Below are 12,593 nucleotides of genomic sequence, written 5' to 3'. Positions count from 1 at the left end.
CTCGGCAAAACTTGCCACCCGGCGACCGCTTGGTATGATGCAGGATACCTGTACATTTCAACAGGGTCGCAAAGAGGGGGAACGCCAATGCCAACGCCTTCCATGCAGTACCTGTACCGACGCCCCAACCAGCCCATCGCCACCTCCTGGGCCAGCGTCGACGCCACCGACCTCGTCGAGGTGCCCCTGCTCGGGGACGTCTCGGCGGGCCTGCCGATCGAGGCCTGCCCCAGCGGCGGCAGCATCCACGCCCCCGCCTGCATGGTGCGGCGCAACACCTACGCCCTGCGGGTGCGCGGCGATTCGATGGTCGACTGCAACATCTTCGACGGCGACGTGATCATCATCGAGCGCCAGGAGAGCGCTGAGAACGGCGAGACCGCCGTGGTGCTGATCAACCAGCAGGAGGTGACGCTGAAGAAGCTCTACATCGAGAAGAGCGGCGTGCGCCTGCAGCCGGCCAACGAGAACATGGCCCCCATCTACCTCAAGAACAGCGACATCCAGGTGCTCGGCATGGTCATGGGCGTGGTGCGCCAGGCGGATCGCCGCGAGCTGACCCACTGATGCGCTATCCGGTCCCCGACCTGCCGCCGGGCGCCTGGCGCGAGAGCGTGACGGAAGTGGAGAAAAGCCGCTTCATCGCCTGGCTCTGCCACGCCCCCGACGTCGCCGCCTTCGAGACCCTGCTGGCCGAGGCCCGTCGCACTCACCCCAACGCCAGCCACCACTGCAGTGCCTACATCGCCGGCCCGCCCGGCGAACAGAATGCCATCGGCTTCTCCGACGACGGTGAGCCCGGCGGCACTGCGGGGCGCCCCATGTTTCAAGTGCTGGAGGGCGCCGGGCTGGGCCAGGTCGGCTGCGTGGTAACGCGCTATTTCGGCGGCACCAAGCTCGGCACCGGCGGCCTGGCCCGCGCCTACGCCCAGGCCGTGGCCCGCGGGCTCGACGCGCTGCCGCGACGGGAAGTGGTCGAGCGCACGGCGCTCAGGCTCAAGGTCGGCTTCGCCGGCGAGGCCGAGGCCCGCGCCTGGCTCGAGAGCCACGGCGTACCGGTCGAAGCCGCCGACTACGCCAGCGACGGCGTGCTGCTCAGCGTGGGCTGGCCCAGCGACACCGAGGTCGATCTCAGCCCACTGGAAGCGCGCCTGCGCGGCAATCTCAGCCTGGTCGAGGCGGACTGACTCCCGCCGTCACGCCCCGCAGCGCCACTTCGTAGGAGCGCTGGATATGGTCGTCCATCACGGCCCGTGCGGCCTTGATGTCACGTTCCAGCGCCAGCTGCACCAGCTCGCCGTGCTGGGCGTCCAGCACGCGGCGCACTTCGGGCGCCTCGGGTGCCATCCGGCGGTAGCGGTCGAACTGGTCGTGCAGTTGCTCGATGAAACGCAGCAGCCAGGCCGACCCGCACGGCGCCACCAGGGTACGGTGGAAACGGGCGTGAAACTGCTCCCATTCATCAACCTTCTCCGGCGCCATGTCGGCTCGCTTCAGTCGATGCGCCGCGGCCAACAGCTCGGATTCCCACTCGGCATCGCCGAAACGAATGGCCCGCTCCAGTGCCATGCCCTCGAGTTCTCTGCGCATCTCGGCGATGTCGTCGAGCTCGCTTCGCTCGAGGCTGGGCACGCGGAAGCCCCGCTGGTTCTCCTGGATCAGCAGACCGTAGGCCGCCAGGCGGTTCAATGCCTCGCGCAGCGGGCTCAAGCCTACCTCGTAGCGCTCCTTGAGCGCACTGATGGCGACCTTTTCTCCTGCGGCAAAACGGCCGTTCACCAGGTCCTGTCGCAGGGTGTCGTAGATGCGACTGGACGTCGTCGGCTGCTCCTTGCGTTTGGCGATCCCCATGCCCCCTCCTCTGTTCGTCTCGGAATCGAAGGTTGACGCTGCTTTCTGACTCAACCTATATTCTAGCCACAATAATCGATTTTTTTCTCATAAGACGACAAATGAAATCTAAATCAACGATCACCTTCAATACCGATTCGCCTGAGACGACGGCATGACGGCATCCCGCAAAGCGCCCCTGGGCGCGCTGTTCTGGGCCTTCACCCGCATCGGCCTGCTCGGCTTCGGCGGCGGTCCTGCCATGATACCTCTGGTACAGCAGGAGGTGGTCAAGCGCCATGCCTGGCTCAGCGACGAGGAGTTCGCCGATATCCTCGCCATCGGCAACACCCTGCCCGGCCCCATCGCCACCAAGATGCCCGGCTATATCGGCTACCGGGTTGCCGGCTCGCTCGGCTGCCTCGTGGCCGTGATTGCCGTCATCCTGCCCATGATCGTGGCCATGATCGCCTTGCTCACCGTATTCAGCCGCTACCGCGACGTGGCCTGGATCCGCGGCATGGGGCAGGCCGTGGTACCGGTGGTCATGGTGATGATGGGCCAGCTGACACTGGACTTCTGGCACAAGTCGCGGCTCGCCCTGGGCTGGATCGCCAGCCTGGCCTTGGCGGCGACCTCGGGGGCGCTGATCTACCTCATCGGAGTCCATCCCGGCCTGATCATCGGCGCACTGCTGGCTGCCGCCCTGCTGCGTCCCGCGCTCCGGCGCAAGGAGGCGACCCAGTGATCTACTGGCACCTCTTTCTCGCCTTCTTCATCCCCAACATCATCGGCTATGGCGGCGGCCCTGCCATCATCCCGTTGATCGAAGCCGAAGTGGTGGGCCGCTACGGCTGGATGAACGCCCAGCAGTTCGCCGAAACCCTCGCCCTCGGCAATGCCCTGCCGAGCCCCATCGCCACCAAGATGGCCGGCTATGTGGGCTACGACGTGGCCGGCTTCGGCGGCGCCCTGGTAGCCGTGCTGGCCACGGTGGCGCCATCGCTGCTGCTGATGCTCGGTGCACTGGGGCTGCTCTACCGGCACCGCCACTCACCGCGTGTCCAGCGCATGAGCCAGTGGGTACGCCCGGTGATCGCCATGATGATGGCCTGGCTGACCTGGAGTTTCCTCAGCGAGGGGGTGGCAGGCGCCGGTTTGATTCACACGCTGATCATCGCCTCGGCTGCCGCCATTGCCCTGCTGCGCTTTCGCACTCATCCGGCCTTCGTGGTGCTGGGGGCGCTCGTCTACGGAGGGCTCTTTCTCGGCGGATGAGGCTCGCCACCCAGCCGGCTGCTCGCGACAACGACATCACAACGACAATAACGCCCCAAGCGGAGTAGGCGCTCACACCGTGCCGCCTCATGACGAGCGGCACATCACCACACCACCCACAATAGCAAAGGTGTTTCGACATGACGCGCACACGACTGACCCACACCCTCGCCGCCATCGGCCTTGCCACCGGCATTGCCCTGACCGGCACGGCCCAGGCCGACTACCCCGAGCAGGACATCCGCCTGATCATCCCCTACGGCCCGGGCGGCGCCACCGATATCATCTTCCGCCTGATCTCCCAGGAGGCGGAGCAGCACCTGGGCGAATCGATCGTTCCGGTCAACATGGCCGGAGCCGGCGCCACGCTGGGCTCACGCAACGTCAAGGATGCCCGCCCTGACGGCTACACCCTGCTCGGCAGCCACGACACCATCGCGCTGTCCAAACTGGCCGGCACGGTGGACTACTCCTTTGACGCCTTCGAACCGGTCGCCCTGCTGACCCAGACCATCAACATCCCCACCGCTCACGCCAACCACCCGGTGCAGAGCGCCGCGGAGATCGCCGACTACGTGCGCGAGAATCCCGGTCAGGTGCGCTTCAGCATGATTCCCAGTTCGACCGATCACTTCTTCTGGGCCCAGTTCTTCGACGCGGCCGGCATCGACATGGCCGACGTCCGCCTGGTCGGCTATCCGGATACCGGCGAACAGGTTTCTGCCCTGATGGCCGAAGAGATCGACTTCGCCATGTTCAACCTGCCCTCGGGTGGCGCCTTCTTCGAGGATGGCACCTTCCGACCGCTGGGCGTGGCGCACCCCGAGCGGCTCGACAGCCTGCCCGACGTGGCCACGCTGCGCGAGCAGGGCATCGAGATGGACCACTCCACCAGTCGCGGCATCTTCGCGCCCAAGGGCACCCCGCAGGAAGTTCAGGAGACCATCGCCGAAGCCTATGGAAAGGCCCTGGAAGACGAGCAGGTACGCAGCCGCATAGAGAACGAATTCGGCTCGGTGATCCGCTTCCTGGCCGGTGACGATTACCAGGCCTTCCTGGACGACAACGAGGCGGCCCTGACCGCGGCGGCCGAGAACATCGACTTCCAGAACTGAGCCCTATGGCCCTGCCGGCCGGAGCCGGCCGGCAGGGCCGGAGAGAGACGACATGTTGACGCTAACCAAGGACCGCGCCCTCGCGCTCGCCATGCTGGTGCTGGTCGGTATCCTGCTGGTCGAGACCGGCAACATACCTCCCCCCACCAGCTGGCAGCCGTACGGCTCGGCGCTCTTTCCGCGCATCCTGCTGGTGGTGATCGCGGTACTCGCCACGCTCCTCCTGATCCGCTCGCTGCTGGCCGGTGCACCGCAACGCACCACGCCACGCCTTGCCTTCGGCGAGTGGCTTGCACTCAACCGCACCGTGCTGGCCCTGTTCGCCCTGTTCGGCCTCTACGCCCTGCTGCTGCCACTGATCGGCTACCTGGCTGCCACCCTGGGCTTCCTGGTGGCTTCGCTGGCACTGCTGCTGGGCGTCGACAGCAGGCGCAAGTGGACCATCAATCTCGCTGTCAGCTTCACCCTGGCGCCACTGGTTTACGCGATCTTCCGCTTCGGCCTCAAGGTCTGGCTGCCCTGATAGCTACGGAGTGACCCATGGCTGATTTCTTTCTACAGGCTCTTGCCCAGGTCAGCAGCCCTACCGTGCTGCTGCTGATCGTGATCGGCGTGCTGTTCGGCATCGTCGGCGGCAGTATCCCTGGCTTCACCGTGACCATGGCAATTCTGGTGGTCTTTCCCTTCACCTTCGCCATGGATCCGGTCAGCGGCGTCTCGCTGATGGTGGGCGTGTTCGTCGGCGGCTATTCGGGCGGCATCGTCTCGGGCGTGATGCTCGGCATTCCCGGCACGCCCTCCTCGATCACTACCGTCTATGATGGCTACCCCATGGCGCAACAAGGCCAGCCCGGCCGGGCGCTGGGAATCGGCGTGGCGGCATCGTTCCTCGGCACGCTGATCAGCGTGGCGCTGCTGGTCTTCTTCGGCCCGCTGATCGCGAGCTTCAGCATGAACTTTCGCCCGTGGGAGATCACGGCGCTGATCGTCTTTGCCCTGACGCTGGTCGCCGGGCTCTCCAACGGCGCTCTGCTCAAGGGGCTGCTGGCAGCGGCGCTGGGGCTTTTGATCACGACCGTCGGCTACGATCGCAACAGCAACCTGCGCTTCGACTTCGGCCTGCCGGCGCTCGGCTCAGGCTTCGAGATCCTGCCGGTGATGATCGGCGTGTTCGCATTTTCCCAGCTGATGGGAAACATCGAGAAGCTGCGCGACGAGAAGCACTCGAGCAAGGGAGTCGACACCAACGTCTCCATCCCTTATGCCCGAATTCTGCGCGACATGGCGGGGCAGAAGCTCAACACCGTGCGCTCCTCGCTGATCGGCAGCCTGGTCGGCGCCCTGCCCGGCACCGGCGGCACCGTGGCCAACTTCGTCAGCTACGACCAGGCCAAGAAGTTCTCGCGCCACCCGGAGCGCTTCGGCACCGGCACGCCGGACGGCATCGTCGCCTCGGAGGCTTCCAATAGTGCCGTGGCCGGCGGCGCCTTCGTGCCGACCCTGGCGCTGGGCATCCCCGGCGACCTGCCCATGGCGATCATGATGGGCGTGCTGATACTCCATGGCATCACCCCGGGGCCGCTGATGTTCGAGCAGAATCCGGTGCTGGTCGGCGCGATCTACGCCAGTCTGCTGATCGGGGCCGTGATCATGGTGCTGTGCCAGCTGATGCTGGTGCGCTGGTTCGCCAAGATCTCGCTGATCCCCCAGCAGATCCTGGTGCCGGTGGTGCTGATGCTCTGCGCGATCGGCTCCTATGCCCTGAACAACAACCTGTTCGACATCTGGGTGCTGTTCGCCTTCGGCATCCTCGGCTACCTGTTGTGGAAGGCAGACGTTCCCTTGACTCCGCTCATCCTCGGCGTGGTGCTGGGCAACAACCTGGAGCGCCAGCTGTTTCGCGCGCTCGAGCTCGACAGCAGCTGGCTGACCTTCCTGACCCGGCCGCTCTCGGCGCTGTTCCTGGCACTGGCGGTGGCCTCGTTGATCTTCTCGCTCTACCAGAATCGCAGGATTCAACGTCATCAGCGCCAGGCCCAGGATCTGGCCAAACCCTCCAAGGAGCCTCCCCATGCAGCATGACCCCCACTTCTACCCCAGCCCCTCGCGGCGCATGGCCACCTACGGCGACCGCGGCATGGTCGCCACCTCGCAGCCGCTCGGGGCGCAGGCCGGCATGCAGATCCTGCAGCGAGGCGGCAACGCCGTGGACGCGGCGATTGCCACCGCCGCGGCGCTGACGGTGGTGGAGCCGACCTCGAACGGCCTGGGCAGCGATGCCTTCGCCATCGTCTGGATCGACGGCGAGCTGCACGGCCTCAACGCCAGCGGCCCGGCGCCCCAGGCAGCCACCCTCGAGGCCGTCAGGGCGCTGGGCCACGAGCGCATGCCCGAGCACGGCCTGCTGCCGGTCACCGTGCCGGGAGCGCCCGCCGCCTGGGCGGCGCTCTCCGAGCGCTTCGGCAAGCTGCCCTTCGCCGAGCTGCTGGCACCGGCCATCGCCCTGGCGGAAGCGGGCTTTCCGATCTCGCCGGTGGTCAACCGGATGTGGGAGGAGGCCTACGACAGCTATCGCCAGCACGACGACGCCGCCTTCGAGCCATGGTTCGACACCTTCGCCCCGCACGGCCGCGCGCCGCATGTCGGCGAGCGCTGGGCGGCACCCGATCACGCCCGCACGCTGCGCGCCATCGGCGAAACCCGCGCCAAGGCGTTCTACGAGGGCGAGCTGGCCGAGCGCATCGACGCCTTCTTTCGCGAACATGGCGGCCTGTTGCGCCGCGAAGACCTCGCGGCCTTCCAGCCCGAGTGGGTCGAGCCGATCGGCACCCGCTTCCGCGGCCACGACATCTGGGAGATTCCGCCCAACGGCAGCGGGTTGATCGCGCTGCAGGCGCTGGGCATGCTGGAACGCCTGGGCGAAGAGGGACGCGATCCGGTGGAAACGCTGCATCGGCGCATCGAGGCCACCAAGCTGGGCTACGTCGACGGGCTTCGCTACGTCACCGAGCGCGACGCCATGGGGCCGAGCGTGGCGCAGCTGCTGACCGACGACTACCTCGAGGCCCGTGCCGGGCTGATCGGCGAACAGGCGCTCGACCCGCAGCACGGCAACCCGATCCACGGCGGCACGGTGTACCTGGCCACCGCCGATGGCGAGGGCAACATGGTGTCGTTCATCCAGAGCAACTTCAAGGGTTTCGGTTCGGGGATCGTGGTGCCGGGCACCGGCATCAGCCTGCAGAACCGCGGCTGGTCGTTCTCGCTCGACTCCGCCCATGCCAATGCCCTGGCCCCGGGCAAGCGCACCTATCACACCATCATCCCCGGCTTCATCACCCGCGACGGCGAGGCGGTGGGGCCGTTCGGCGTGATGGGCGGCTTCATGCAGCCGCAAGGCCATGTGCAGGTAGTCGCCGCCATGCTCGACGACCATCTCAATCCCCAGGCGGCGCTGGACCTGCCACGCTGGAAATGGACCCAGGGCAGGACCGTCGAGGTCGAGCCGCACTTCCCCGACCACCTGGCCCAGGCCCTGGCGCGCCGCGGTCACCAGGTCGTCAAGCGCACCGATTCGCTGAGCTTCGGCCGCGGCCAGGTGATCCTGCGCGACCGCGACAGCGGCGTGCTGTGCGGCGGCACCGAACCGCGCACCGACGGCGCCGTGCTGGCCTGGTAGCCTCGCCGCGACCCAAAACGCCAACGGCGCCCCGCAGGGCGCCGTTGGCAGGCTTTGGCCGGTCTCGCTCAGCCCAGGTACTTGATCATCACACCCGCGGCCACCGCCGAGCCGATCACGCCGGCCACGTTGGGCCCCATGGCATGCATCAGCAGGAAGTTGTGCGGGTTGGCCTCGAGGCCGATCTTGTTGGAGACCCGCGCCGCCATCGGTACCGCCGACACGCCGGCCGAGCCGATCAGCGGGTTGATCGGCATGTGGCTGACGAGGTTCATCAGCTTGGCCATCAGCACGCCGGCCGCGGTGCCGATGCCGAAGGCCACGATCCCCAGCCCCAGGATACCCAGCGTCTCCACCGCCAGGAAGCTCTCGGCCATCAGCTTGGAGCCCACCGAAAGCCCCAGGAAGATGGTGACGATGTTGATCAGCGCATTCTGCGCGGTATCGGAGAGGCGCTCGACCACGCCGCACTCGCGCATCAGGTTGCCGAAGCAGAACATCCCCAGCAGCGGCGCGGCGTCGGGCAGGAACAGCGCCACCAGCAGCAGCAGCGAGACCGGGAAGACGATCTTCTCGAGCTTGGACACCGGGCGCAGCTGGGTCATGGTGATCTCGCGCTCCTTCTGCGTGGTCAGCAGGCGCATGATCGGCGGCTGGATCAGCGGTACCAGTGCCATGTAGGCGTAGGCGGCCACGGCGATGGCGCCCAGCAGCTCGGGGGCCAGCACGCTCGACACGTAGATCGAGGTGGGGCCGTCGGCGCCGCCGATGATGCCGATGGCGGCGGCCTGGTTGAGCGAGAAGTCCATCCAGCCGAGCGCCGAGAGACCCACCGCGCCGAGCAGGGTGGCGAAGATGCCGAACTGTGCCGCCGCGCCCAGGAACAGCGTGCGCGGATTGGCCAGCAGCGGGCCGAAGTCGGTCATCGCCCCGACGCCCATGAAGATCACCAGCGGCGCGATGCCCGAGGCGATCGCCACGCTGTAGAACTGGTAGAGCATGCCGTTACCGTAGCCGGCGTCCTGCGCCACGTCGCTGGCCGCACGGTAGGCCTGCGGCGTGAGGTCGCCATGCAGCGCTTCGCCGAGGGCGTGGCGCCAGGCTTCCAGCGAGGCGCCCGGCGCCAGGTCCACGCCGAGTACCGCCGCCATTTCCTCGAGCACGCCGGGACGCGCCAGGTGCGCGGCCTGCTCGGCCGCCGACAGCGCCAATCCGGCCTCGGGGATGTTGGCGAGGATGCCGCCGAAACCGATCGGCACCAGCAGCAGCGGCTCGAACTTCTTGTAGATCGCCAGGTAGAGCAGCAGCAGGCCCACCGCGATCATGACCGCCTGGCCCCACGACAGGTTGTAGAGGCCGGAGCCCTCCCACAGGGTCAGTAGCTTGTCCATGTGATAACGACCCTTAGAGCACGATCAGCGTGTCGCCGACGGCGACGCTGTCGCCCTCGCCCACCTTGACCTCGGACACGGTGCCGCCAGTGGCGGCGCGCACTTCGGTCTCCATCTTCATGGCCTCGAGGATGATCACCACGTCGCCCTCCTTGACCGTGTCGCCGGGGCGCACGTTGACCTTGAAGATATTGCCGGCCAGCGGGGCGGCGATCGTCGCCCCGGAGGAGGCCGGGGCGCTCTCGGCGGGCCGGGCAGCCGGCTGGCCCGGCTGCTCGGTCACGGCGCCGATCTCGCCGCCCTCGGCGACCTCGACCACGTACTGCTTGCCGTTGACCGTGACGGTGTAGGTCTCGGGGCCGGCGGGCGCGTCGGCCTGGGCCGCCGGCACCTTGGCCGCGGGCCCGCCCTGCGGGGCGGCGGCCGGCAGCTTGGCGCCGGGTGTCTCCTGGACGGGGGCCTGGGGAGCGGGCTCGAAGGCCTCGGGGTTGTCGCGGTTCTTGAGGAACTTCAGCCCGATCTGCGGGAACAGCGCGTAGGTCAGCACGTCGTCGATCTCACGCTCGCCCTCGGCGAGGCGGATGCCGTCGGCCGCGGCCTTCTCCTTGAGTTCGGCGGCCAGACGCTCCATCTCGGGCTCGAGCAGGTCGGCGGGGCGGCAGGTGATCGGCTCGCCACCCTCGAGCACGCGGCTCTGCAGCGCCTTGTCGAACGGCGCCGGGGCGGCGCCGTACTCGCCCTTGAGCAGCGCCTGGACCTCCTTGGAGATCGACTTGTAGCGCTCGCCCATCATCACGTTCATCACCGCCTGGGTGCCGACGATCTGCGAAGTGGGCGTGACCAGCGGGATGAAGCCCAGGTCCTCGCGCACGCGCGGGATCTCGGCCAGCACGTCATCGAGCTTGTCGCCGGCGCCCTGCTCCTTGAGCTGGCTCTCCATGTTGGTGAGCATGCCGCCCGGTACCTGGGCGACCAGGATGCGCGAATCGATGCCCTTCAGCGAGCCCTCGAAGGCGGCGTACTTCTTGCGCACCTCGCGGAAGTAGCCGGCGATGTCCTCGAGCAGCTCGAGGTCGAGATGGGTGTCGCGCTCGGTCCCCTTGAGGATGGCCACCACCGACTCGGTCGGGCTGTGGCCGTAGGTCATCGACATCGAGGAGATGGCCGTGTCGACATTGTCGATCCCGGCCTCGATCGCCTTGAGGTAGGTGGCGGTGGAGAGCCCGGTGGTGGCGTGGCACTGCATGTGGATGGGGATGTCCAGCGCCTTCTTGAGGCGGCTGACCAGCTCGAAGGCATCGTAGGGCGTGAGCAGGCCGGCCATGTCCTTGATCGCCAGCGAGTCGGCGCCCATGGCGGCGATGGTCTCGGCGAGCTCCACCCAGCTGTCCAGCGTGTGCACCGGGCTCACGGTGTAGGAAATGGTACCCTGGGCATGGCCGCCCACCTTGCGCACGGCCTGGATCGCCCGCTCCAGGTTGCGCGGGTCGTTCATGGCGTCGAACACGCGGAACACGTCGACGCCGTTGGTCTTGGCGCGCTCGACGAAGCGGTCGACCACGTCGTCGGCGTAGTGACGGTAGCCGAGCAGGTTCTGGCCCCGCAGCAGCATCTGCTGCGGGGTGTTGGGCATGGCCTCCTTCAACGCCCGTATCCGCTCCCACGGATCCTCGCCGAGGTAGCGGATACAGGCGTCGAAGGTGGCCCCACCCCAGGACTCGAGCGACCAGAAGCCGACCCGGTCGAGCTTCTCGGCGATCGGCAGCATGTCGTCGAGCCGCAGGCGGGTGGCGAACAGCGACTGGTGGGCGTCGCGCAGGACGACGTCGGTGATGCCCAGCGGGCGCTTGGTCTCACTCATCAGAATGACCCCGTAGGTAGCGTGTTGTGTAGTAGTATGAGGCTGGCGGCGCCGGTCAGCGGCGGTGGCGACGGCGGTAGCGGTGTACGGCGGCGCTGATGACGGCGAGGAGCTGGGCGTCATCGGTCTTGTCGGCAGCCGTGGAGGTCGGCACGGTGGCCGGGGGCACGGGAGCTGGCGCCAGGCGGCAGACGATTCTCGACATCAGGGTCGTGATGATTACGAGGACCGTAAGAAAAACAAAAACGAACCCCATGCCGACCCCCATCAGGGCCAGACCGTCGAGTAGCAACTGCTTGTCCTGCATGCACTATCTCCCTCATCCTTCACGACTTGCCTGCAAATGGCCGCAAACATGTCGCCAAGCGGTAAATGGCGGCCCTATAAACTGCCACACTCTGGATATATTGCAAGCGCGCCATGGTGGAAGACAAAGTTGTTGTTTTACTACAAGGACGCATCGGTCTCGCCCCCATGGAGGGCGTGATCGATGCCCACACCCGCGACCTGCTGACCCGGCGGCCCGGCTTCGACTGGACGGTGACGGAGTTCGTTCGCGTCGTCGATGCGCGCCTGCCGCCGAGGGTGTTTCGCCGCCACTGCCCCGAGCTCGACGCGGGCGTGACGACGCCCTCCGGCGTGCCGGTGGCGCTGCAGCTGCTGGGCAGCGACCCCGGAGCCCTGGCAACCAATGCCGAACAGGCGTTGCGGCTAGGCGCCATCGCCGTCGATCTCAACTTCGGCTGCCCGGCAAAGCTGGTCAATCGCCACGATGGCGGCGCCTCGCTGCTGCGCGACCCGCGCCGCGTGCGCGCCGCCGTGGCGGCCGTCCATGCCGCTGTGGGCAGCGAGATACCGGTCACGGCCAAGATCCGCCTGGGCTTCTCGCATCGGCGCCTGGCGCTCGACTGCGCCAGGGCCGCTGAGGACGGCGGTGCTGCGCAGCTCGTCGTCCACGCCCGCACCCGCGACGAGGGCTACCGCCCTCCGGCCCACTGGGAGTGGGTCGGCCGCATCCGCCGCCACCTGCGCATTCCGGTCGTGGCCAATGGCGACATCTGGAGCCTCGAGGACTACTGGAAGGCCCGCACCCTCTCGGGCTGTCGCGACGTGATGCTGGGCCGCGGCGCGCTGGCCGACCCCTGGCTGGCTCCGCGCATTCGCCACTGGCTGGCAACCGGCGAGCAGCTCGCCGCCACGCCGTGGCAGGCTCGCGCCAAGGTTCTGGCAGATTTTGCTGCATTGCAGCGTACCACACTCCCCGAGCGAGTTGTCACTTCCCTGATCAAGCAATGGCTGAACCACATGCGCCAGCGCGATGCCGAGGCCGCGCGTCGCTTCCAGGCGCTAAAGCGCATCAATGATCTCGAGACGTTGCTGGCAGGGCTCGGCTGCAAAGAGCCGGAGCCGGAGTGCAACGACCTCGCCCTCGCCTGAGC

At 67.4% G+C, this 12,593-nt stretch carries 13 protein-coding genes; 9 read left to right on the top strand and 4 right to left on the bottom strand.

Going from position 1 to position 12,593, the window contains the following annotated elements; genetic code table 11:
- The first annotated feature begins 87 nt into the window (after nucleotides 1-87).
- Both I4484_RS02990 and I4484_RS02985 read left to right on the top strand, forming a co-directional pair.
- Nucleotides 88-567, top strand: coding sequence for a LexA family transcriptional regulator (locus I4484_RS02990; RefSeq protein ID WP_234283624.1), 480 nt, complete (start codon nucleotides 88-90; stop codon nucleotides 565-567).
- Complete coding sequence (locus I4484_RS02985; protein ID WP_197449553.1) at nucleotides 567-1,187, top strand: YigZ family protein; 621 nt, start codon at nucleotides 567-569, stop codon at nucleotides 1,185-1,187. The genes I4484_RS02990 and I4484_RS02985 overlap by 1 nt, the downstream gene beginning before the upstream one ends.
- Here I4484_RS02985 and I4484_RS02980 read toward each other — a convergent pair.
- The gene (locus I4484_RS02980; protein ID WP_197449552.1) at nucleotides 1,165-1,851 is read right to left on the bottom strand and encodes a GntR family transcriptional regulator; all 687 of its coding nucleotides are present in this window, start codon (nucleotides 1,849-1,851) and stop codon (nucleotides 1,165-1,167) included. The two genes, I4484_RS02985 and I4484_RS02980, sit on opposite strands and share 23 nt — an antisense overlap.
- Before the next feature lie 154 nt (nucleotides 1,852-2,005).
- Here I4484_RS02980 and I4484_RS02975 point away from each other — a divergent pair, with 154 nt between their 5' ends.
- From I4484_RS02975 to I4484_RS02950, 6 genes are all read left to right on the top strand, one after another.
- Nucleotides 2,006-2,578: a chromate transporter gene (locus I4484_RS02975; RefSeq protein ID WP_197449551.1), complete on the top strand. Its 573-nt coding sequence runs from the start codon at nucleotides 2,006-2,008 to the stop codon at nucleotides 2,576-2,578.
- Nucleotides 2,575-3,108, top strand: coding sequence for a chromate transporter (locus I4484_RS02970; RefSeq protein ID WP_197449550.1), 534 nt, complete (start codon nucleotides 2,575-2,577; stop codon nucleotides 3,106-3,108). The genes I4484_RS02975 and I4484_RS02970 overlap by 4 nt, the downstream gene beginning before the upstream one ends.
- A 140-nt stretch (nucleotides 3,109-3,248) precedes the next feature.
- Nucleotides 3,249-4,223 carry a tripartite tricarboxylate transporter substrate binding protein gene (locus I4484_RS02965; protein WP_197449549.1) on the top strand — a complete coding sequence of 325 codons (975 nt, stop codon included), beginning with the start codon at nucleotides 3,249-3,251 and terminating at the stop codon, nucleotides 4,221-4,223.
- Nucleotides 4,224-4,275: 52 nt separating this feature from the next.
- Entirely contained in the window at nucleotides 4,276-4,746 is a 471-nt protein-coding gene (locus tag I4484_RS02960) for a tripartite tricarboxylate transporter TctB family protein (protein ID WP_197449548.1), read from the top strand.
- Between the two features lie 17 nt (nucleotides 4,747-4,763).
- Nucleotides 4,764-6,305, top strand: a complete 1,542-nt coding sequence (locus I4484_RS02955; RefSeq protein WP_197449547.1) for a tripartite tricarboxylate transporter permease — start codon at nucleotides 4,764-4,766, stop codon at nucleotides 6,303-6,305.
- Nucleotides 6,295-7,902 carry a gamma-glutamyltransferase family protein gene (locus I4484_RS02950; RefSeq protein WP_197449546.1) on the top strand — a complete coding sequence of 536 codons (1,608 nt, stop codon included), beginning with the start codon at nucleotides 6,295-6,297 and terminating at the stop codon, nucleotides 7,900-7,902. The genes I4484_RS02955 and I4484_RS02950 overlap by 11 nt, the downstream gene beginning before the upstream one ends.
- Before the next feature lie 68 nt (nucleotides 7,903-7,970).
- On the opposite strand, the gene I4484_RS02945 is transcribed toward I4484_RS02950, so the two are convergent.
- Genes I4484_RS02945 through I4484_RS02935 form a run of 3 tightly spaced genes read right to left on the bottom strand, consistent with a single transcriptional unit; the run spans nucleotide 7,971 to nucleotide 11,461 of the window.
- Nucleotides 7,971-9,293, bottom strand: a complete 1,323-nt coding sequence (locus tag I4484_RS02945) for a sodium ion-translocating decarboxylase subunit beta (RefSeq protein WP_197449545.1) — start codon at nucleotides 9,291-9,293, stop codon at nucleotides 7,971-7,973.
- 13 nt (nucleotides 9,294-9,306) lie between these two features.
- On the bottom strand, nucleotides 9,307-11,154 hold the full coding sequence (oadA, locus tag I4484_RS02940) for a sodium-extruding oxaloacetate decarboxylase subunit alpha (RefSeq protein WP_197449544.1): 1,848 nt from the start codon (nucleotides 11,152-11,154) through the stop codon (nucleotides 9,307-9,309).
- A 55-nt stretch (nucleotides 11,155-11,209) separates the two neighbouring features.
- Nucleotides 11,210-11,461, bottom strand: coding sequence for an OadG family protein (locus I4484_RS02935; RefSeq protein ID WP_197449543.1), 252 nt, complete (start codon nucleotides 11,459-11,461; stop codon nucleotides 11,210-11,212).
- Between the two features lie 167 nt (nucleotides 11,462-11,628).
- Here I4484_RS02935 and I4484_RS02930 point away from each other — a divergent pair, with 167 nt between their 5' ends.
- Nucleotides 11,629-12,591: a tRNA-dihydrouridine synthase gene (locus tag I4484_RS02930; protein WP_197450900.1), complete on the top strand. Its 963-nt coding sequence runs from the start codon at nucleotides 11,629-11,631 to the stop codon at nucleotides 12,589-12,591.
- Nucleotides 12,592-12,593: the final 2 nt, after the last annotated feature.

The sequence above is a fragment of the Halomonas sp. SS10-MC5 genome (assembly GCF_015992245.1).
GTDB lineage: Bacteria > Pseudomonadota > Gammaproteobacteria > Pseudomonadales > Halomonadaceae > Halomonas > Halomonas sulfidoxydans.
This window is presented reverse-complemented; position numbering and strand designations above follow the sequence as displayed.